Genomic DNA, 21,411 nt, shown 5'->3' on the forward strand with positions numbered 1-21,411 from the left:
CCGCGTATGATTCGCGACCCTCTGGGGCTCAGCAGAGCCCCAAGGCCCATTTTTAACACTTCAGGCGCTCGCCTGAATTGACACACCGGGAGGTGCCCAGATGAAAGATCTCGACCCTAAAGACGGCCAGGAAATTGGCCCGGCAGGCGAAAAACTGCAAAAAGTCCTCGCCCGTATTGGCGTTGGCTCGCGTCGCGACGTAGAGAGCTGGATCAGCCAGGGCCGGATCAAGGTCAATGGCAAGGATGCAACCCTGGGTCTGCGCGTAGACCTGCACGACGCCATCACCATCGATGGCAAGGTGATCAAGCGTGAAGAGGCAGCCGAATCGGTTCGCCGCGTGATCATGTACAACAAACCCGACGGCGAAATCTGCACCCGTGACGACCCTGAAGGCCGTCCGACCGTGTTCGACAAACTGCCGCGTCCAAAAGAAGGCCGCTGGATCAATATCGGTCGTCTGGACATCAACACCACCGGCTTGCTGATGTTCACCACTGACGGTGAGCTGGCCAACCGCTTGATGCACCCTTCGTACGAAATGGACCGTGAATACGCGGTACGTGTGCGTGGCGAAGTGGATGACGACATGATTGCCCGCCTCAAGGCCGGCGTTGTGCTGGAAGACGGTCCGGCGCGTTTCACCGACATCAAGCAGGCGCCAGGCGGCGAAGGCTTCAACCATTGGTACCACTGCGTAGTGATGGAAGGCCGTAACCGTGAAGTGCGTCGTCTGTGGGAATCCCAGGGCCTGGTGGTCAGCCGCCTGAAGCGCGTACGTTTCGGTCCGGTGTTCCTCAACTCCGATCTGCCGATGGGTCGCTGGCGCGAAATGAGCCAGTTCGAAGTGGACATTCTCAGCGCTGAAGTCGGCCTCACGCCGGTTGCCATGCCTGAGATGAACGCCAAGAGCAAAGACAAGCTTGAGCGCATGCAGCGCAAATCCTCGCGCCCTGTGGCCCGTGGTGACCGTGTTGCCCGCGTGCTGCGCCCGGCTGAAGGTGCACCTGTTGCGCCGCGTCCGGCACGCCAGCCGCATATCGAAGGCGAGCGTCCGGGCCGTCCGGCTCGTGATGAATCGGCTCGTCCGGCGCGCAAGCCTGCCGGCCGTACTGATCGTGTGCCAGCAGGTCGTGGTGCGCCAGTTGCCGAGCGTCCGAGCGAAATCAACAAGCGTCCAACCAAGCCAACCCGTAACGGGCCAAAGCTGGTTGACGATGCGCCGTCGGGCAAGCGTCGTGGTGCCCCGGCAGGTTCGGGCCAGCGCCCGGGCTTCGGTCGTCGCAAGCCGCAGTAAGCGGTAAGCGCGGTACAAAAAACGCCAACCCCCAGGGGTTGGCGTTTTTTTATGTCTGAGAAATGCTGATGGTTGCGTAGCAGCTGCCAGGGAACGAGGCTGCGTGCGGCGACGCAGTCGTCGTAAAAACAGGCACTGTGGTGTGCCAGGCCAATACGGTTTTCAGGATTTACGGTTGCTGTGCAACCGAACGCAGCCTCGTTCCTTCGGCAGCTGCTACGGGTCGTAATTCGCGTGGCAAATAATCGTTACACCATGTCAATAAACCTATACGAATTCAGCCACTTACCGACCCTAAACCGCTGAAATCATCCCTTTGTAATGAAAACCTTCCGAGATTTACAGAATTAGGACAGTTCCTACATAAATTGCGGCTTGTTTCGTATTGCAATCGGCTGTGTGATGGGATCTTGCCTTCGTGCGGGTGTACAATGCGCCGCGTTTTAACTGTGACTCAATTGCGTACCCGCGCATTTTGCGCCGCTCGGCGTTACACCGAACGGCCAAAACCTCAAGGCTATCCGCCTTGATAATTCCGCAATGCCACAAGCGTTGTGGGTTCGATTCCGTCACAGATAAAAACAAACAGGTGACGCATGACTCGTGAAACAACCTTGGATTCCTGGCGCCTGCGCTGGGGTTTGATTTGTGTTGTAGACCCTTCGATCACTGCCTCTGGTGCTCAAGTTACAACGCACTGAATCACATCAAACCTTGTGTGGGACCTTTGCAATGAGTGGAAATACCTCGCATTCGGGCGAGCTTAAACGCGGCCTGAAAAATCGTCATATCCAGCTGATAGCCCTCGGTGGCGCGATTGGTACTGGCCTGTTTCTCGGTTCGGCCGGGGTGCTCAAGTCGGCCGGTCCATCGATGATTCTGGGCTATGCGATCTGCGGCTTTATCGCGTTCATGATCATGCGCCAGCTCGGTGAAATGATCGTCGAAGAGCCGGTTGCCGGTTCTTTCAGCCACTTTGCCCATAAATACTGGGGCGGTTTCGCCGGCTTTATGTCGGGCTGGAACTGCTGGGTGCTGTACATTCTGGTGGGCATGTCGGAGCTGACCGCCGTCGGCAAATATGTGCACTACTGGTGGCCGGAGATCCCCACCTGGGCCTCGGCAGCGGCCTTCTTCGTGCTGATCAACCTGATCAACCTGACCAACGTCAAAGTGTTTGGCGAAGCCGAGTTCTGGTTCGCGATCATCAAGGTCGTGGCAATTGTCGGCATGATCGCCCTGGGCAGCTACCTGCTGGTCAGCGGCAGTGGCGGTCCTCAGGCTTCGGTCAGCAACCTGTGGGAACACGGTGGTTTCTTCCCGAACGGGACGACCGGCCTGATCATGGCCATGGCCTTTATCATGTTTTCCTTCGGCGGCCTGGAAATGCTCGGTTTCACCGCAGCTGAAGCCGACAAACCACGCACCGTGATCCCGAAAGCGATCAACCAGGTGATCTACCGCATCCTGATTTTCTATATCGGTGCCCTGGTAGTTCTGCTGTCGTTGACTCCGTGGGACTCGCTGCTTGAAACCCTGAATGCCGGTGGCGACAGCTACAGCAGCAGCCCGTTCGTGCAAGTGTTCTCTATGCTGGGCAGCAACACTGCTGCGCACATCCTCAACTTCGTGGTCTTGACCGCAGCATTGTCGGTGTACAACAGCGGCACCTACTGCAACAGCCGCATGTTGCTGGGTATGGCGCAGCAGGGCGATGCGCCGAAAGTGCTGGCCAAAATCGACAAGCGCGGCGTGCCGGTCAACTCGATCCTGGCCTCGGCGGCGGTGACGGTCATTGCAGTACTGCTCAACTACCTGATGCCCCATGATGCGCTGGAACTGCTGATGTCCCTGGTAGTGGCGACCCTGGTGATCAACTGGGCGATGATCAGCTACTCGCACTTCAAGTTCCGCCAGCATATGGACAAGACCGCGCAAGTCCCGCTGTTCAAGGCGCTGTGGTATCCGTACGGCAACTACATCTGCCTGGCGTTTGTAGCGTTCATCCTGGTGATCATGCTGTTGATCCCGGGCATTCGCGTGTCGGTGTACGCGATTCCGGTGTGGGTGGCCTTTATGTGGCTGTGCTTCGTGATCAAGAACAAGCGCGCGGTACAGGCGCAGGCAGCGGCTTACAGCTCTGCCAAATAAACGCTGTGTTTAACCCTGCAAACCCGGCCATTGCGCCGGGTTTGTTGTTTGTGGGGTATCCTTGATGCTCTGAACACGGACTCTTTTTTGATGCTGGTGATTTCCAACAACGTGCATATCCCTGATGCCGAGATCGAACTGACGGCCATTCGCGCCCAGGGTGCGGGCGGGCAGAACGTCAACAAGGTTTCGAGCGCCATGCACCTGCGCTTTGATATTCCCAATTCGTCGTTGCCGGATTTTTACAAGGAGCGGCTGCTGGCGCTGCGTGACAGCCGCATCACCAGTGATGGCGTGCTGATTATCAAAGCCCAGCAATACCGCACCCAGGAGCAGAATCGGGCTGATGCGCTGGAGCGTCTGGCGGAGTTGATCGTCAGCGCCACCAAGGTGGAGAAAAAGCGCCGCCCGACCAAGCCGACCCTGGGCTCAAAAAAACGTCGGCTGGAATCCAAGACCAAGCGCGGCAACATCAAGGCGGGGCGGGGCAAGGTGGATTTCTAGAGGGCAGCAGCAGTCCTGTGGGAGCGGGCTTGCCCGCGATGGCATCACCGTGCTTGACCTGGCACACCACTCCGTCTGCATCGCGGGCAAGCCCGCTCCCACAGGTTTAATCACCCTGAGCGCGAGCTAGGACGCTCTTGCGTTCTGCGCCTGACGATACAGATAAACACTCAGCATCAACCCGCCAAGCGCCGCCAGCGCCGCAAACAGAAAGATCGAAGCAAAGCCGAACCCTGCCGCCACGGCACCCACTAGCGGCCCGGTGATGCCCAGCGACAGGTCGATAAACAGCGAATACGCACCCACCGCAGCCCCCCGGCTGGAGGCCGGCACCAGGTTGACCGCCTCAACCCCCAGCGCCGGGAACACCAGCGAAAAGCCAAAGCCGCTCAAGGCCGCGCCCGCCAGGGCCAACTCCGGGTTGGGTGCCAGCCACAGCAACAGCAGGCCCAGCGTCTCGACGCTCAGGCAGGCAATCGCCACTCGAAAACCGCCGATACGGTTGATCAGGTTGCCAAACAGCAAACGCGCACTGATAAAGCTGGCGCCAAACAGGCTCAGGCACAGCGCTGCGTTTTCCCAGTGGTTGGTCGCGTAATACAAGGTGATAAAGGTGGCGATGGTGCCAAAGCCGATCGAGCCCAGGGCCAGCCCGGTGCCGTGGGGCAACACGCGTCCCAGTACATGCAGAAACGGCAGGCGCACGCCGCTGACAATGGGGGCCGCCAGTTTTGGCCAGGCCAGCAGTACGCCCAGCGCTCCCAGGGCAATAATGCTTACGCCCAGGCTCCACATGCCCAGGTGGCCGACCATGACCACGCCCAGAGGTGCGCCAATGGCAATGGCGCCGTAGCTGGCGATGCCATTCCAGGAAATCACCTTGGCCGTGTTCTGCGCGCCGACCCGGCCTATGCCCCAGCCGATGGAGCCGGAGCCCACCAGGCTTTCCGCGCTGCCCAGCACCAGCCTGCCGATCAACAGGCTGGCCAGGCTCCAGGCCGGCATGCTCGTCAGCCAGCTGGACACCAGCATAAACACGCCACTCAGGCCGCAGCCGGCCAGGCCAACCATCACGGCGCGCTTGCTGCCCCGGGTATCGATGTAGCGGCTGGCGTAAGGCCGGCTCAGCAGCGTAGCCAAATATTGCACGCTGATCACCAGCCCGGCGATCACCGTGCCGTAACCGAGATGGTTATGCACGTAACCCGGCAGTACGGCCAGCGGAATGCCAATGTTCAAATAGCCGATAAAGGTAAACAGGACGATGGAAACCACTTGCAGCGTGATTGCCATGGGGCGCTGTGTTTCAGGCATGGGGTAGGGGTCCTGCGGGGAGCGGGTTGGTGCAGATTATAGTGGTGTAACCAGTTGCGTCGCGATTAAAGCGGCCAGTGCATTTTCCTGGGTGCCGAACCGTTTGAGCAGGAGAGCTTGTTTTTCGGGGCTGAGGCGCTCCCAGAGGTCGATCATTTTCTCGGCGGTGCCGATCAGAACGCTGGCCTGGGTATCGCTGAAGGTGTCAGTCACGCTTGATTCCGCAATAAGGGGCGATTGTGTCAGACGGTGTGAAAAACTGAATGCTTTTCGCACCGTCTGATTGTGCGCCGTCAGTCTTCGCTTTCGGCCTGCAGGCTTTCAGAAGCCTCGTCCAGTGCGGGGTTTTCGCCACTGGTGTGTTGCGGGGTTGGCTGCTCGGTTTCGTGCAGGCTTGGGAAGGGGAGGTTTGGGATCTCGTGCATCGTCGCGCTCCTCGTAAGGTGTGTTTTAAGTAGCTTGCTAAGGATACAGGAGGGAGTGTGACAATTTGTCTTTTTATTGCGTCTGGGGGGATTTGTATCGAACTTTTCATATTGCAGCTGTCGCTGCAAAAGGCAGAGCCCTGTAGCAGCTGCCTCGTTCCTTCGGCAGCTGCTACAGGTGGGGGGGCTAGTGTGTACACACCTGCGCAATCGCCTTGGCCAGCAGGCTCAGGCGCGTGCCGTCGACCCCGGCCATATTGGCGCGCCCCGAACCAACCATGTACACGCTGTGTTTCTCGCGCAACAGCTGGACTTGCTCTTGGGTCAGGCCAGTGTACGAAAACATCCCGCGTTGCTCATTAATATGGGCAAAGTGCTCCGCCAGCCCGAACGGGATCAGGGCTTCCACCAAACCGCTACGCAATTGCGCGATACGGCTGCGCATGGCTTCCACTTCTGCGATCCACACGCTTTTCAGCTGGGCATCGCCGAGGATGGTTGCTACCACCGCCGCGCCGTGATCCGGCGGGTTGGACCACAAGTTTCGCGCAATATAGGCCAACTGGCTGCGGATATCGGTCAGCTTTTCGGCGTCATTGGCACACACAATCAATGCACCGACGCGTTCGCGGTACAGGCCGAAGTTCTTCGAGCACGAGCTGGTGATCAGCACTTCCGGCAGTTCACGGGTGAACAGGCGGGTCGACCAGGCGTCTTCCTGTATTCCGTCGCCAAAACCCTGGTAGGCAAAATCGATCAAAGGCAGCAATTCACGACGACGGACCACGTCCAGCACCTGCAGCCAGTCCGCCTGGGACAGGTCAAAGCCGGTCGGGTTGTGGCAGCAGGCGTGCAGCAGCACCACATCGCCTTTTGGCGCGTGTTCCAGGGCTTCGAGCATGGCCGCGACATTAAGCTTGTTGTCGCTGCCCACGTAAGGGTAGTGACTGATCTTCAGCCCGGCTGCGGCAAAGATGGTTTCGTGGATCGGCCAGGTTGGATCGCTCAGCCAGATGCCACGGCCCGGCAAGCATTGCGCGATAAAATCGGCGCTCAGGCGCAAGGCCCCGGTACCGCCCGGGGTCTGGGTCGCTGCAGCACGCTTGCTGGCCAGCAGGGGTGAGTCTTCGCCCAGCACCAGTTCGCTGATCAGTTGCCCGAATCGGCTGTCACCATGACCGCCGATATAGGTTTTGGTCTGTTGCTGATCGACCAGGCGCTGCTCGGCCAACTTTACCGATTGCAGGATCGGCGTCAGGCCATTGGCGTCTTTATAGACGCCCACGCCCAGGTCGAACTTGTCCGGATTGGTATCCTGTTGATAGGCGTCCATCAAACCGAGAATCGGGTCGCCCGGTACCCGACCAATATCGGCAAAGTGCATTACTTGCGACCTTCGGCAGTTTTGGCGACTTCATCAGTGCGTGCGGCCATGATGAAGTCGTTGCGGTGCAGGCCCTTGATCGAGTGGCTCCACCAGGTCACGGTGACCGAGCCCCATTCGGTCAGCAGGCCCGGGTGATGGCCTTCGGCTTCGGCGATCTCGCCCACGGCATTGGTAAAGGCCAGGGCGAATTTGAAGTTCTTGAACAGAAAGACCTTTTCCAGCTGCATGATGCCGTCGCGAACTTCGATGTTCCAGTCCGGGATCTGTTTGATCAGGATCGGCAGTTCTTCGTCGCTGACCTGTGGAGCATCGGCGCGGCAGGCTTCGCAGTGGGCTTGGTTCAGTGCGTTCATGGTGGATTCCTGAAATCAGTTTTTATTGATGACTAAAAAAGGTTAAGCCGCTTTCGGCTTGGGCGTGAACTTCGGCGCGTGCAGGCCCATTGTCATGCCTTTTTCGACCATGCCCATGATGTCTTCATGGGCCAGGTCAAACAGTCGCTTCAAGTCCGGCAGGACAAAATACAGCGGCTGCAGAATATCGATGCGATAAGGCGTGCGCATGGCTTCCAGCGGATCGAAAGCCTGATGTTCCGGCTCTGAAGACAGGCTGTAAACCGTTTCTTTGGGCGACGACAGAATCCCGCCACCGTAAATGCGTTTGCCTTCCTGCGTGTCGACCAGGCCGAACTCGATGGTCATCCAGTACAGGCGTGCCAGATACACCCGTTGTTCTTTGCTCGCCTGCAGGCCCAGCTTGCCGTAGGTGTGGGTGAATTCGGCGAACCACGGGTTGGTCAGCAGCGGGCAGTGGCCGAAAATCTCATGGAAAATATCCGGCTCTTGCAGGTAATCGAGTTCTTCGGGAGTACGAATAAAAGTGGCTACTGGAAACTGCTTGTTGGCCAGCAACTCGAAGAAGGTCTGGAAGGGGATCAGTGCGGGTACCCGGGCAACTTGCCAGCCCGTGGTGGCGCCCAGTACCTGATTGATCTCGTCGAGTTGCGGGATGCGGTCGTGGGGCAGGCCCAGCTTTTCGATGCCTTGCATGTACTCGGGGCAGGCGCGGCCTTCCAGCAGTTTCAACTGACGGGTAATCAGCGTGTTCCACACCCCGTGCTCGGCAGGTGTGTAGTCGATAAAGCCATTGGCATCAGGCTCACGGGCGACGTATTTCGTTTGCTTCATGGGGCTCTCCGCAAGGAAATCGTTTTTATTATTCGGTGTTGTTGCGATGCCTTAGTGATACCCCATGTGATTGCGTCGTGCAGCTAGCCTAAAGCCAGTAATGCTGGGATGATGGCGCTTATTCGTAAAGTATTCGTTACGATGTGAGGGGCAGGCTGTCATTCTTGACTGTGCGACAGCACAACTGTCACAAAATCGTGACGATGAAATGCCTCTGAAGCCGGAAAACCTCCCTGTGGGAGCGAGCCTGCTCGCGAATGGCGCTCTTTGAGCCTTCGCGAGCAGGCTCGCTCCCACATAGGACATCCATTGTTAGTTATTCCCGAGCCCTGCCCATGCGTATCAAAGTCCACTGCCAAAACCGGATTGGCATCCTTCGCGACATTCTCAACCTGCTGGTGGCCTACGGCATCAACGTCAAGCGCGGCGAGGTCGGGGGTGATCAGGGCAATGCGATTTATCTGTACTGCCCCAATCTGATTAATCTGCAATTTCAGGCCTTGCGTCCGAAGTTTGAAACCATCCCCGGGGTGTTTGGCGTCAAGCGTGTGGGCTTGATGCCCAGCGAGCGCCGGCATATGGAGCTTAACGCCTTGCTCGGGGCGCTGGAATTTCCGGTGCTGTCTATCGATATGGGCGGTTGCATTGTTGCGGCCAACCGCGCGGCGGCACAGTTGCTCGGGGTGCGGGTGGATGAAGTGCCGGGGATTTCCCTGTCACGCTACGCCGAAGACTTCGACCTGCCCGAACTGGTGCGGGCCAACAAGTCGCGGATCAATGGCTTGCGGGTCAAGATCAAGGGCTTGGTGTACCTGGCCGATATCGCCCCGCTGCAACTGGAGCACGACGAAAGCGAGGCGATGGCCGGGGCCGTGCTGACCCTGCACCGCGCCGACCGTGTGGGCGAGCAAATCTACAATGTGCGCAAGCAGGAGCTGCGCGGCTTCGACAGTATTTTCCAAAGCTCGAAAGTCATGGCCGCGGTGGTGCGCGAAGCGCGGCGAATGGCACCGCTGGATGCGCCGCTATTAATAGAAGGTGAAACCGGCACCGGCAAGGAACTGCTGGCCCGGGCCTGCCATCTGGCCAGCCCTCGTGGCCAGTCGCCATTGATGGCGCTGAACTGCGCCGGCTTACCTGAGTCAATGGCTGAAACCGAACTGTTCGGCTACGGCCCCGGTGCCTTTGAAGGGGCGCGGGCGGAAGGCAAGCTCGGCCTGCTGGAGCTGACAGCAGGAGGTACGTTGTTTCTCGATGGCGTGGGTGAAATGAGCCCGCGCTTGCAGGTCAAATTGCTGCGCTTCTTGCAGGATGGTTGCTTTCGCCGGGTTGGCAGTGATGAAGAGGTGTATCTGGATGTGCGGGTGATGTGCGCCACCCAGGTCGACCTGTCCGAGCTGTGCGCTCGGGGTGAGTTTCGCCAGGATCTGTATCACCGGCTCAACGTGCTATCGCTGCATATTCCGCCGCTGCGCGATTGCCTGGACGGGCTGGAACCGCTGGTGGAGCATTTCCTCGATCAGGCCAGTCGCCAGATCGGTTGCTCGCTGCCGCGCCTGGCGCCAGCGGCAATGGATCGTTTGAGCCACTACCACTGGCCGGGCAACGTGCGCCAGTTGGAGAACGTGCTGTTTCAGGCGGTGTCGCTGTGTGATGGCGGGGTGGTCAAGGCTGAGCATATCCGCCTGCCGGATTACGGCGTGCGTCAGCCCCTGGGCGAGTTCTCGCTGGAAGGCGGGCTGGAGCAGATTGTCGGGCGGTTCGAAAAGGCAGTATTGGAACAGCTGTATTCCGAGCACCCGAGTAGCCGATTGCTGGGCAAGCGATTGGGGGTGTCCCATACCACCATCGCCAACAAACTGCGCGAGCACGACATTATTAAGCCGGGCAAGGACTAACGGCTAACGCCAAAAGCCCCTCACATAAAGCATGAATGGAAGCTACTTCATTAGGGACCAATAAATACATTGGTGTGGACACTGCAAATATCTGAGCAGTGACAGTGAACAGTGAGTAGAAATGCGGTTAGACGGCCCCCTTGTCGTGAACCGCATGAGACATAACGCAGGCGTTTTTACGGGTGCTTACACAACTGCGCAAGCCATTTTATGCATAAGCGCATAAAATGGCTTGGCATAAAAGCTGTATCTATGCACAGTATTATGAGTGTTTGTCCCGCTGTCTCTGATACCCAAACGCCCTTGTAGGACTGATGGCTTCGGGGAAGTTTATAACGCTAGGTATGGGTAATTTCTACCCGAGTTATTGATAAAGCTCAGAATGAAAAGGATATCGTTGTGACTGAGAAAAATATTGTTGTGACAAGTGGTCGCCCTATGAATCCAGGCGGTGGCGGTGGCGGTGGCGGTGGTGGTGGAATGGGAATGGGGTCTTGGCTAAGTGGTTACACTTATGCACATATTTCAGGTCCAGATCCAGCACAGCGCCAGGCTTTCACGTCGGTACATCGTTATGAATCTAACGCCAGAAAACGCATTGTGGCTGCATATGAGAAAAGCCTTCAGGCTTTACCGAAAACCGTAACTGACGAAGTAGCTCGTTTGGAATCGGAGTTGTTGGCTCCGACTAAAAACCCAGTTGATAGCTTTGCGCGAATTAAGTCTATCCTACAGAACCTCTATAATCAGGCAATCGCTCGGCGTGATGTTGAAAAGAAATTATCGCTGGCTTACAACGGTGCAGAACCTACTACTCGTGACGTACCCTACCATCCTGCGTATAGCACCAGTTACGCTCGCGGTGAAGGTGGTTACGGAGCCATGGTCCAGTTGTGGATAAAGTCTCATGAAGCTCACTATCAAGCCTTGATAATGGATCAAATGGCGAAGTTTCTTTCCGAACAAATAGCCCTGGTAGCTGCTGCGCAAACGGAAGCTATCAAGAAAGCGAACACATTCACGCTTCCAGTATTAACTGATAAAGCTGAAATGGGAGTGGCGGCGGGCTCAATTGCAATAACAGCTGGCTCTAAAATGACTCTCGATGCAGCCCTTCAAGCTGGTATCCAAGCATTGAAGGGAATTGGCAGTGTAGCTTTAGACCGTGTAACTGCCGTCGGTATTGGGCTGTTGGTGTATTCACCTCAACTGGGCAACGGTGACCTCCATCCGTCAACGATGATGACGGTTCCCGCTAAATCTATTGCGCCTAGCCTTCCTGTGAACTTGTTGGCTGTTGCTTCTTCCGGAGGCAGTGTTGATGTGCCGTACCGGGTCTACGGGGAGCAGCATAAGTACTCCGTTGTAGCGACCACATCCAGCGGTGGTGTATCTGCGAAGGTGCCTGTTCGGGCATTAACATTTAACGCCAGCCTGAACGCCTATACGTTCACCACGGCTGATAACCCGTCTCGCACGCTGGTCTTTCCTATTGCGACTCCAGGCAACAGTTCGACTTCTACTCCAGCTAAACCTGTGGCCGTGCCGGTATACACTGGTGTGACTCTCACTCCACTTGAGATTAAGGCGGAAGAACTACCGGCAGTGGATCAACTAGATATTCACGACTGTATCTATTGCTTTCCAGCCGGTTCGGGTCTGCCTCCAATTTATGCGGTTTTCAGCGAATCGCTAGATTCCGGAAAATTCTCACGCAAACAATTGGATAAAAAGTTCAAGCATGCTAATAGTTTTGGGGTAACTGATACCCGTAAAAACATCGAGACGCTGAGCAAGTTCAGGGATGCTGTTAATGAGCATCTTGCTGATGTCGATACCTCTCCCCATGGGACATATCAGCGAGAAACAGACTCAACTGTTTTTTTCAACAAAAGAACAAACAATGTCGTTATCATTGGTGGCGATGGTAAATTTTTGTCGGGTTGGAAGCTTGACCCAGCTACCCCACAATTTAAAAACTACATTGAGAAAGGAGTTCTGCAATGAGTCTTGAGCTTATCCAGCTTGCCAAGAAATTCGCTGACGGCGGCTTGTCTGCAAATGCTTTTGCCGATCCATATATCGCTAAGTGGAGCGCAGAGCGAGATGCAAACAAACTCAAGGATGACAATGCAAACGTCTCTGAATGTGCATCGACCATTTTCATCCTGGCAGACTGCTACAACCCTGATCTAGATCGCAGAAAAAGTGAGCTAGATGAAGCTGGTTTGAGAGCTGAGGTCAAAGCAACCTTGAGTAAATTCAAGCTGGCCTGAATCTACTCAATAGTTAGGCTTGAAAAGCCCAGCCCGTCTGGGCTTTTTTGAGTCCGTTCAGTAAAGCCTGTTTGCCGACATCCCCTTTTTGATTTCGAAAAAAAACCTGAAAATCCCCGCCTAAAACGGGTTTATTTTGCCTCTTGCCATCATTTTTGAAACTTATCGGGCGCCGCCCAGCCTCATCAGAAATGAGGTTACACATGCTTGCGAACATCTACGCCCCCGAATCCGTTTTGGATGAAGTCGCTACCCGGGTTGGCCTGTTGGTTGGTGCTGCAAAAGGTGGCAACCCTGTCCTGGAGGGAGAGGGAACCAAAGGCAAAAGCAGATCTTCGCAACGCCAGAAATCAGCTTGGGGTGAGGGCCCTCGACGGCCACTACCCAGGCCAGCCCTTGCCGCAACCGGCAGAACCCCGCCGTCTCCTCGCACCGAATCTTCCCTCATCCCTGCGCAAACCCGCGCCGCAGCGCGTCAAAATAAAGTTGGTGCGCAAATTGCAATGACCTCTTCAGTACAGCGGTGGGCGGCAAGCGTCCGTCAGACAGAGGAAAGACTGTGGACAAGTACCTTTATGTGGCAATGACCGGCGCCAGTCAGAACGCACTGGCGCAGAAGGCGCATGCCAACAATCTGGCGAACATCTCGACCAACGGGTTTCAGCGTGACCTGGAACAGGCCCGCTCGATGCCGGTGTTTGGTGACAGCTTTCCGGCGCGTGCCTTTGCCTTGACCGAGCGCCCTGCCACCGATTTCAGCCAAGGTGCCCTGGTCGAGACCGGCCGCGACCTGGATGTGGCCGTGTCCGGCGACGGCTGGCTGGCGGTGCAGGCCCCCGACGGCAGTGAGGCCTATGTGCGCACCGCCAGCATGAACGTGGATGCCCTGGGCATCCTGCGTGCCGGCAACGGCATGCCGATCATGGGCAACGGCGGGCCGATCGCGGTGCCGCCCCAGCAGCAGATCGAAGTCGGCGAAGACGGCACCATCAGCATTCGCGCCCAGGGCGAAGGCCCGCGGGTGATGGCGCAAGTGGACCGGATCAAGCTGGTCCAGCCGGACCTGAAAACCATGAGCAAGGGCCTCGACGGCCTGATCCACACCAATGACGGTCAGCCGGCCCCGGCCGATGCCAATGTGCGGGTGACCTCGGGTTTTCTGCAGGCGAGCAACGTCAATGCCGTGGATGAAATGACCTCGGTGCTGGCTTTGTCCAAGCAGTTCGAGCTGCATATCAAAATGATGAACACCGCCAAAGAAGACGATCAGGCCATGACTCGCGTCCTGTCCATCAGCTAATTACTTGAACGCGGCGCCGAAAAACCGGCGCGCGAGGAGAGCTCCATGCTTCCGGCACTGTGGGTTGCAAAAACGGGTTTGGCTGCACAAGACACCAACCTGACCACCATTTCCAACAACCTGGCCAACGTCTCGACCACCGGCTTCAAACGTGATCGCGCCGAGTTCCAGGACTTGCTCTACCAGATCAAGCGCCAGCCAGGTGCACAGTCGACCCAGGACAGCGAACTGCCATCGGGCCTGCAAGTGGGCACCGGGGTACGTATTGTCGGCACGCAAAAGAACTTCACTGCCGGTAGCCTGCAAACCACTGAGCAGCCGCTGGACATGGCCATCAACGGCCGTGGTTTTTTCCAGATCATGCAGCCCGACGGAACAACGGCCTACACCCGTGACGGTACTTTCCATCTGGACTCCAATGGCCAGATCGTCACCGCTAACGGCTTTGCCCTGGAACCGGCGATTGTGGTGCCGGCCGATGCCCAGACCTTCACCGTCGGCCAGGACGGCACCGTATCGGTGACCATTTCCGGCAACCCGGCGGCGCAAGTGATCGGCAACGTGCAGACCGCCGACTTTATCAACCCGGCCGGCTTGCAGTCCCAGGGCGGAAACCTGTTCCTGGAAACCGCCTCCAGCGGTGCGCCGCAAATCGGCACCCCGGGCCTGAACGGCTTTGGCCTGACCATGCAAAGCATGCTCGAGACCTCGAACGTCAGCACCGTGGAAGAAATGGTCAATATGATCACCACCCAGCGCGCCTACGAGATGAACTCCAAAGTGATCTCCACCGCTGACCAGATGTTGTCGTTCGTCACGCAAAACCTGTAATTACGTGAAATAGCGGGAGAGCTCATGAAGCGCTTGTTTTCTGTTCTGGCACTGGGCGCCATCACCTTGCTGGCCGGCTGCGTCAGCCCGCCACCGCGGGCCAACGACCCGTACTACGCACCTGTGCTGCCGCGTACGCCGCTGCCGGCTGCCGCCAACAACGGCTCGATTTACCAGGCCGGTTTCGAGCAGAACCTGTACAGCGACCGCAAGGCGTACCGCATCGGCGACATCATTACCATTACCCTTAATGAGAAGACCCAGGCGAGTAAAAACGCCAACTCGGCGATCGGTAAAAACAGCAACACCAGCATCGGCCTGACCTCGTTGTTCGGCAGCGGCCTGACCACCAACAACCCGCTGGGTGGTGGCGATTTAAGCCTCAATGCCGGTTATAGCGGCAGCCGCGCCACCAAGGGCGACAGCAAGGCCGGGCAGGGCAACAGCCTGACCGGTTCGATCACCGTGACTGTCGCCGACGTGCTGCCCAACGGCATCATCGCCGTGCGCGGTGAAAAGTGGATGACCCTTAACACCGGCGACGAGCTGGTACGCATTGCCGGCCTGGTACGGGCCGATGACATTGCCACCGACAACACCGTGTCTTCGACCCGTGTGGCCGATGCGCGCATCACCTACTCGGGCACCGGTTCGTTTGCCGATGCGAGCCAGCCGGGCTGGTTTGACCGTTTCTTCCTTAGCCCGCTGTTTCCCTTTTAGTGATGAAGCTCACCATGCCCAACCTCAAGCATCTGCTGGCAGCCGTGTTGCTGTTGTCGACCTCCCTGGGCGCCCACGCCGAGCGGTTGAAAGACATCGCCAGCATTTCCGGCGTGCGTTCCAACCAATTGATTGGTTATGGCCTGGTGGTGGGCTTGAATGGTACGGGTGACCAGACCACACAAACCCCGTTTACCCTGCAGACGTTCAATAACATGCTGTCGCAGTTTGGCATCAAGGTGCCGCCGGGTTCGGGCAATGTGCAGCTGAAAAACGTTGCGGCGGTGTCCATCAGCGCCGATTTGCCGGCATTCGCCAAGCCGGGGCAGGTGATCGATATCACCGTTTCCTCCATCGGCAACTCCAAAAGCCTGCGCGGCGGTACGCTGCTGCTGACACCGCTTAAAGGCATCGATGGCAATGTGTATGCGGTGGCCCAGGGCAATCTGGTGGTCGGCGGTTTCGATGCCGAAGGCCGCGACGGCTCGAAAATCACTGTCAACGTGCCGTCGGCCGGGCGTATTCCGGGTGGTGCATCGGTTGAGCGGGCCGTACCCAGCGGTTTCAACCAGGGCAACAGCCTGACCCTGAACCTCAATCGCTCGGACTTCACCACCGCCAAGCGTATCGTCGACAAGATCAATGACCTTCTCGGCCCCGGTGTGGCGCAGGCCATCGATGGCGGCTCGGTGCGGGTTACGGCGCCGCTGGACCCGAGCCAGCGGGTCGACTATCTGTCGATCCTGGAAAACCTCGAAGTCGATCCGGGGCAGGCGGTGGCCAAGGTCATCATCAACTCGCGCACCGGCACCATCGTGATTGGCCAGAACGTCAAGGTTTCGCCCGCCGCAGTGACCCACGGCAGCCTGACCGTGACTATCACCGAAGACCCGATTGTCAGCCAGCCCGGGCCGCTGTCCAACGGCGAGACCGCCGTGGTGCCGCGTTCGCGGCTCAATGCCCAGCAGGAAGCCAAGCCGATGTTCAAGTTCGGCCCGGGCACCACCCTCGACGAAATCGTGCGGGCGGTAAACCAGGTCGGCGCAGCGCCAGGGGACTTGATGGCGATTCTCGAAGCGCTGAAACAGGCCGGCGCGCTGCAAGCCGACCTGATCGTGATCTGAGGCCGACGTCATGGATATGCGTAAGAGTGGAGTAGTCAGTGGCAGCGATTCCGGGGCGTTCACCGACCTGAATCGGCTGAACAATCTGAAAGTCGGCGACCGCGAAAGCGACGGCAATATGCGCAAAGTTGCCCAGGAATTCGAGTCGCTGTTTCTCAACGAAATGCTCAAGTCGATGCGCTCGGCCAACGAAGTGCTGGGCAAGGACAACCCGCTCAACACCCCGGCGGCCAAGCAGTATCAGGAAATGTACGACCAGCAATTGTCCGTGACCCTGTCCCGGCAGGGCGGTGGTATCGGCCTGGCCGATGTGTTGATGCGCCAGATGTCGAAAAACAAAGCTGCGGTGCCGGGGGAGGCTGCGGCGACCACGGCGCTGACTGCCGAAGCCAAAGCCCCGGCCGCCACCACCGTCGACAGCCCTTTTGTGCGCTCCAGTGGTCAGCGTCCATTGTGGGCTTCGCGGGTCGCCATTACGCCGCAGGCAGCCGGCGGCGGCCATCAGAATGACATGGCCCTGCTTAATCAGCGCCGTCTGGCGTTGCCGAGCAAGCTGACTGACCGCTTGCTGGCCGGGATCGTGCCATCGGCCGATCCGATGCGTTCCACGCTCAATACCGCCGCCGTGCCGGGGCGCACTTCGCCGGGGCTGGATGCCGTGCTCAAGGGCAGCCGCCAGCCGATGCTCAGTGCCAGTGGCGTGCACGGGCGCATGCAGATTTACGGTCGTGCCGTGGCGCAGCCGCCGCTGGCCCCGGCCAAACAGGCCTTCGAGTCGCCGGATGCGTTTGTCGCCACCATGTTGCCGATGGCGCAACAGGCCGCCGACCGCATCGGCGTCGACCCGCTGTACCTGGTGGCGCAAGCCGCACTGGAAACCGGCTGGGGCAAGTCGGTGATGCGCCAGCAAGATGGCAGCAGCAGTCACAACCTGTTCGGCATCAAGGCCACCGGCAGTTGGCAGGGCGCCCAGGCGCGGGCCATCACCAGCGAGTTCAGGGGCGGGCAGATGGTCAAGGAGACAGCGGAATTCCGTTCCTACGATTCCTATCAGGACAGCTTCCATGATCTGGTGACGCTGTTGCAGAGCAACAATCGTTATAAAGAAGTGCTCAATGCGGCCGATAAACCGGAGCAGTTTGTACGCGAATTGCAGAAGGCCGGTTACGCGACCGACCCTGAGTACGCGAGCAAGATTTCGCAGATAGCCAAGCAAATGAAAACCTACCAGAGCTACGCCTCGACGGGTTCTCTCACGAATTTATAAGGTTTGAACCATGGCGAGTTTGATCAACATCGGGATGTCGGGGCTCAACGCCAGTCAGGGCGCATTGGCGACAGTCGGCAACAACATTGCCAACGCCAATACCTCGGGCTATTCGCGTCAGCAGATCGTCCAGGGCAGCGCCGCGTCGCAACAGGTGGGCGGGGTGTTTATCGGCACCGGCACCACCCTGGCCGACGTGCGCCGCGTGTACAATTCCTACCTCGACGCCCAGTTGCAAACCACCACCTCGCTCAATGGCGATGCCCAGGCTTATCTCGACCAGATCGGCACGGTCGACAAACTGCTGTCGGATAAAAACACGGGCGTATCGGCAGCCCTGAGCAGCTTTTTCAGCTCATTGCAAACTGCCGCCGCGGCGCCCGGTGATGTGTCCGCGCGGCAGTTGTTGCTGACCAGTGCGCAAACCCTAAGCAACCGCTTCAACTCGATTTCGACCCAGCTCAACCAGCAGAACGAGGGCATCAACAGCCAGCTGGACACCCTCACCTCGATGGTCAACCAGCACACAGCCACCATTGCTTCGCTGAACAAGCAGATCGCCCAGGCCACCACGGCTGGCAATACGCCGAACAACCTGCTGGATGCGCGTAACGAAGCCGTGCGCAGCCTCAACGAGCTGGTCGGGGTGACGGTTCAGGAGCACGACAACGTCTACGATATTACCCTGGGTACCGGCCAATCGCTGGTGCAGGGCAGCACCTCGAACACGATTTCGGCGGTGCCGGGCAAGGTCGATAAAAGCCAATACAGCATCCAGGTCAACTTCCAGCAATCGAGTTCGGATGTGACCTCGGTGATCAGTGGCGGCAAGATCGGCGGCCTGCTGCGTTACCGCGACGATGTGCTGGCCCCGGCGATGAACGATTTGGGCCGTACAGCCATTGTGGTCGCCGATGCGATCAACCAGCAGCTGGGCCAGGGCCTGGATGCCAATGGCGAGTTCGGCTCGTCGTTGTTCAACAGCATCAACAGTGCCACGGCCATCAGCCAGCGCAGCCAGGCGGCGACCGGAAATATTGGCGCAGGCAACTTCAATGTCAGCATCGCTGACAGCGGCGCGCTGACCGCCTACGACTATCAGGTCACGTTCACCAGCGCCACCGAGTACTCGGTCAAGCGCTCCGACGGCACCGATATGGGGGCTTTCGCTACCACCGACACCCCGGCCAAGGTCATTGACGGCTTCACCCTGGACCTCAAGGGCGGCCCGATGACCGCTGGCGACGCGTTCAAGGTCAGCCCCACCCGCAGTGGTGCAGGCAATATCGGCGTGCAAATGAGCGATGCCAATAAATTGGCATTTGCCGGGCCGCTGGTGGCTGGAGCGGGCGGTTCCAATACGGGTACTGGTGCGGTAGGTGGCTTGAACCTGACGGTACCACTGGATATTTACAGCGGGACCAACCTGGGCCAGTCCCAGGTCGAAGACGCGATGCCATTGCGTATTGTATTCGATGGGGTCAATGACGCTGGAGCCCATACTTACCGTGTGCTGAACGAAAAAGGCGAAAAGATCAGCGACGGCTCCTACGTGCCGGGCCAGGACAACGCCGTCAAGATCAAGGTGCCGGTCGCCAACGCTGACGGCAGCACTTCGGATGTCAGCTTCGACGCCACTATCAGCGGTTCGCCGGGCAAGGGCGACAGCTTCGATATCAAGTTCAACAAGGACGGCAAGGCCGACAACCGCAACGCCAACGAACTGCTGGGCCTGCAAACCAAGGCCACAGTGGGCGTAGGCAAGGACGGCACTGGCGGCGTCAGCATGGCTACTTCCTACAGTCAGTTGGTATCCAAGGTGGGCGGTAAAGCCAGCCAGGCGGCGGTCGACGGCACCGCCAATGGCGCGGCTTTGGCCTACGCCAAAGAGGTGCGCAACTCGGTATCCCAGGTCAACCTGGACGAAGAAGCCTCCAACCTGGTCAAGTTCCAGCAGTACTACACCGCCTCGTCGCAGATCATCAAAGCGGCGCAAGCAACCTTCAGCACGCTGATCAACAGTCTTTAAGGGAGCCCGCGACGATGCGTATTTCAACTTCGCAGTTTTTTGAATCGACCAGTGCCACCTACCAGAACAACTTCTCGTCGGTGATCAAGACCCAGAGCCAGATCGACTCCGGCGTGCGCATCCAGACCGCTGCCGATGACCCGGTAGGTGCGGCGCGCCTGCTGCAATTGCAGCAGCAAAAAGACATGCTGGCGCAGTACAGCACCAATATGAACAGCATCAAGTCGTCGCTGGGTGCCCAGGAAGCGGTGCTCGACAGCATCAATAACTCATTGCAAAAAGCCAGTGAACTGGCTCTGGGCGCAGGCAGCGGTAAAAGCGATGCCGATCGCCTGGCCATCGCCAACGAACTGGGCAGCATTGAAGAACAGGTGTTCAGCCTGCTCAACAGCAAGGACGCCTCGGGTAACTATATGTTCTCCGGCTCCAAAACCGACACCCCGCCATACACCCGCAACAATGATGGCACCTACAGCTATCAGGGCGACGATACCCAGCTCAACCTCAAGGTTTCCGACACCCTGACCCTGGCCAGCAGCGACACGGCCAGGAGCATCATGGAAGGCGCGACCAACACCGGGCGTACCCAGGCGACTTTTGTGCCCGGCGTGGATGCCAATGGCGAGCCGACCGTCAATGACGGCAAGCTCTCGGTGTCTGCCGGTCTGGTCACGTCAAGCGCGGTGTTCAATAAGAGTTTCGCCGAAGGCCAGCCCTATACGCTGAAATTCAGCAGCAGCACCGAGTACACCCTGACTGACCGTGACGGCAATGACCTGACCTCGCAGGTGGCGGGCAACGGGGTGTTCGACCCGACCAAGGATGGCTCGCAGAGCATCAGCCTGCGCGGCGTGTCGTTCGATATCACCCCCAATCTCAAGGACGTACCAGCGGCTGAGCGGGATGCGTTGGTGGCGGGGCGCAGCTTTACGCTTGAGGCCAAGGCGGACACCATCAATACCTCGCGCACGCCGGGCAACGGTTCGACGGCGCAGATTACCAATTCCACGGTGACCGACGCCCAGGCCTATGGCGACAGCTTTCCGAGCAATGGCGCGGTGATCAAATTCACCAGCGCCACTGAATACGAAGTCTATGCCCAGCCGCTGAGCGCCGACAGCAAGTCGATTGCCCAGGGCACTGTTGATGGTGGTGCGCTCGGGATCAAGTTCGACTTCGCTGGAGCACCGCAGGCGGGCGACCAGTTTGTCGTCAACCGCAACAACCACCAGAGCCAGAACGCGCTGGATACCATCAGCCAGTTACGCAAGGCCCTGGAAATCCCCAGCGACAAAGACCCGCTGGCCCAGCAAACGCAAAAGGACGCGATCAACTCCGCGATCGGCAACCTGAAAAACGCCAGTGCCGGCGTTGACAGCGCCCGCGGCTCGATTGGTGCGCGCCTGAAGGCGGTGGATATTCAGGCGGATGAAAATATCAGCCTGGGCCTGGCCAACGACTCCACCACGGCGGCGATCGGCAACACCGACATGGCGGGGGCGTCCATCGAACTGGCGTTCCAGAAAGCCATGCTTGAAGCCTCGCAACTGGCGTTCGTGAAAATCTCCCAGCTGAGCCTGTTCAACCAGCTCTAAACAGCGGTGCAGGGGGGGCTAATGTGGGAGCGGGCAAGCCCGCTCCCACAAAATCGCCTTTCTGGCTGTAATGTTTTGTATAAAACCGCACAAAATAGCGTGACCT

Annotated in this window: 20 protein-coding genes; 13 read left to right on the forward strand and 7 right to left on the reverse strand. The window is 58.4% G+C overall.

Features of this window, described 5'->3' with window-relative positions; all coding sequences use genetic code 11:
• Window positions 1-100: 100 nt before the first annotated feature.
• From rluB to arfB, 3 genes are all read left to right on the forward strand, one after another.
• A complete protein-coding gene (gene rluB, locus PPTH39_RS20260; protein ID WP_088377744.1) occupies window positions 101-1,297 on the forward strand; it encodes a 23S rRNA pseudouridine(2605) synthase RluB in 1,197 nt (398 codons plus the stop codon).
• Window positions 1,298-2,029: 732 nt separating this feature from the next.
• Window positions 2,030-3,448 (forward strand): amino acid permease, encoded by a 1,419-nt coding sequence (locus PPTH39_RS20270; protein WP_095002635.1) that lies wholly within the window; start codon window positions 2,030-2,032, stop codon window positions 3,446-3,448.
• Between the two features lie 90 nt (window positions 3,449-3,538).
• The gene (arfB, locus tag PPTH39_RS20275) at window positions 3,539-3,952 is read left to right on the forward strand and encodes an alternative ribosome rescue aminoacyl-tRNA hydrolase ArfB (RefSeq protein ID WP_088377742.1); all 414 of its coding nucleotides are present in this window, start codon (window positions 3,539-3,541) and stop codon (window positions 3,950-3,952) included.
• Between the two features lie 126 nt (window positions 3,953-4,078).
• Here the strand turns inward: arfB and PPTH39_RS20280 are convergent, their stop codons facing one another.
• The 6 genes from PPTH39_RS20280 to phhA form a co-directional block, all read right to left on the reverse strand.
• The gene (locus tag PPTH39_RS20280; RefSeq protein ID WP_095002634.1) at window positions 4,079-5,266 is read right to left on the reverse strand and encodes an MFS transporter; all 1,188 of its coding nucleotides are present in this window, start codon (window positions 5,264-5,266) and stop codon (window positions 4,079-4,081) included.
• Between the two features lie 36 nt (window positions 5,267-5,302).
• On the reverse strand, window positions 5,303-5,479 hold the full coding sequence (locus PPTH39_RS23565; RefSeq protein WP_095002633.1) for a hypothetical protein: 177 nt from the start codon (window positions 5,477-5,479) through the stop codon (window positions 5,303-5,305).
• Between the two features lie 80 nt (window positions 5,480-5,559).
• Complete coding sequence (locus PPTH39_RS23805) at window positions 5,560-5,691, reverse strand: hypothetical protein (protein ID WP_254925257.1); 132 nt, start codon at window positions 5,689-5,691, stop codon at window positions 5,560-5,562.
• 187 nt (window positions 5,692-5,878) lie between these two features.
• Window positions 5,879-7,075 (reverse strand): amino acid aminotransferase, encoded by a 1,197-nt coding sequence (locus PPTH39_RS20285; RefSeq protein WP_130872359.1) that lies wholly within the window; start codon window positions 7,073-7,075, stop codon window positions 5,879-5,881.
• On the reverse strand, window positions 7,075-7,431 hold the full coding sequence (locus PPTH39_RS20290) for a 4a-hydroxytetrahydrobiopterin dehydratase (protein WP_016781595.1): 357 nt from the start codon (window positions 7,429-7,431) through the stop codon (window positions 7,075-7,077). The genes PPTH39_RS20285 and PPTH39_RS20290 overlap by 1 nt, the downstream gene beginning before the upstream one ends.
• 42 nt (window positions 7,432-7,473) lie before the next feature.
• Window positions 7,474-8,265, reverse strand: coding sequence for a phenylalanine 4-monooxygenase (phhA, locus tag PPTH39_RS20295; protein WP_130872360.1), 792 nt, complete (start codon window positions 8,263-8,265; stop codon window positions 7,474-7,476).
• 335 nt (window positions 8,266-8,600) lie between these two features.
• Between phhA and PPTH39_RS20300 the strand changes: the two genes are divergently transcribed.
• From PPTH39_RS20300 to PPTH39_RS20310, 3 genes are all read left to right on the forward strand, one after another.
• Window positions 8,601-10,163 carry a sigma-54-dependent transcriptional regulator gene (locus tag PPTH39_RS20300; RefSeq protein WP_095018923.1) on the forward strand — a complete coding sequence of 521 codons (1,563 nt, stop codon included), beginning with the start codon at window positions 8,601-8,603 and terminating at the stop codon, window positions 10,161-10,163.
• 399 nt (window positions 10,164-10,562) lie between these two features.
• Window positions 10,563-12,170: an S-type pyocin domain-containing protein gene (locus tag PPTH39_RS20305; RefSeq protein WP_198417414.1), complete on the forward strand. Its 1,608-nt coding sequence runs from the start codon at window positions 10,563-10,565 to the stop codon at window positions 12,168-12,170.
• Window positions 12,167-12,439: a colicin immunity domain-containing protein gene (locus tag PPTH39_RS20310; RefSeq protein ID WP_095018922.1), complete on the forward strand. Its 273-nt coding sequence runs from the start codon at window positions 12,167-12,169 to the stop codon at window positions 12,437-12,439. The genes PPTH39_RS20305 and PPTH39_RS20310 overlap by 4 nt, the downstream gene beginning before the upstream one ends.
• Before the next feature lie 13 nt (window positions 12,440-12,452).
• Here PPTH39_RS20310 and PPTH39_RS20315 read toward each other — a convergent pair whose 3' ends face one another.
• Complete coding sequence (locus tag PPTH39_RS20315) at window positions 12,453-12,656, reverse strand: hypothetical protein (protein WP_130872361.1); 204 nt, start codon at window positions 12,654-12,656, stop codon at window positions 12,453-12,455.
• A gap of 342 nt (window positions 12,657-12,998) precedes the next feature.
• Here PPTH39_RS20315 and PPTH39_RS20320 point away from each other — a divergent pair, with 342 nt between their 5' ends.
• The 7 genes from PPTH39_RS20320 to PPTH39_RS20350 are packed head-to-tail and all read left to right on the forward strand — an operon-like array spanning window position 12,999 to window position 21,305.
• On the forward strand, window positions 12,999-13,739 hold the full coding sequence (locus tag PPTH39_RS20320) for a flagellar basal body rod protein FlgF (protein ID WP_095002629.1): 741 nt from the start codon (window positions 12,999-13,001) through the stop codon (window positions 13,737-13,739).
• A 45-nt stretch (window positions 13,740-13,784) separates the two neighbouring features.
• On the forward strand, window positions 13,785-14,570 hold the full coding sequence (flgG, locus tag PPTH39_RS20325) for a flagellar basal-body rod protein FlgG (protein ID WP_095002628.1): 786 nt from the start codon (window positions 13,785-13,787) through the stop codon (window positions 14,568-14,570).
• A gap of 24 nt (window positions 14,571-14,594) precedes the next feature.
• The gene (gene flgH, locus PPTH39_RS20330) at window positions 14,595-15,290 is read left to right on the forward strand and encodes a flagellar basal body L-ring protein FlgH (protein ID WP_095002627.1); all 696 of its coding nucleotides are present in this window, start codon (window positions 14,595-14,597) and stop codon (window positions 15,288-15,290) included.
• A gap of 14 nt (window positions 15,291-15,304) precedes the next feature.
• Window positions 15,305-16,414: a flagellar basal body P-ring protein FlgI gene (locus PPTH39_RS20335; RefSeq protein WP_095002626.1), complete on the forward strand. Its 1,110-nt coding sequence runs from the start codon at window positions 15,305-15,307 to the stop codon at window positions 16,412-16,414.
• A 10-nt stretch (window positions 16,415-16,424) separates the two neighbouring features.
• Window positions 16,425-17,681, forward strand: a complete 1,257-nt coding sequence (flgJ, locus tag PPTH39_RS20340; protein ID WP_130872362.1) for a flagellar assembly peptidoglycan hydrolase FlgJ — start codon at window positions 16,425-16,427, stop codon at window positions 17,679-17,681.
• 10 nt (window positions 17,682-17,691) lie between these two features.
• Window positions 17,692-19,710, forward strand: coding sequence for a flagellar hook-associated protein FlgK (gene flgK / locus PPTH39_RS20345; protein WP_095025527.1), 2,019 nt, complete (start codon window positions 17,692-17,694; stop codon window positions 19,708-19,710).
• A 14-nt stretch (window positions 19,711-19,724) separates the two neighbouring features.
• Window positions 19,725-21,305, forward strand: a complete 1,581-nt coding sequence (locus PPTH39_RS20350; RefSeq protein WP_095032013.1) for a flagellar hook-associated protein 3 — start codon at window positions 19,725-19,727, stop codon at window positions 21,303-21,305.
• Window positions 21,306-21,411: the final 106 nt, after the last annotated feature.

This window comes from Pseudomonas bubulae, from assembly GCF_900618535.1.
Classification (GTDB): domain Bacteria; phylum Pseudomonadota; class Gammaproteobacteria; order Pseudomonadales; family Pseudomonadaceae; genus Aquipseudomonas; species Aquipseudomonas bubulae.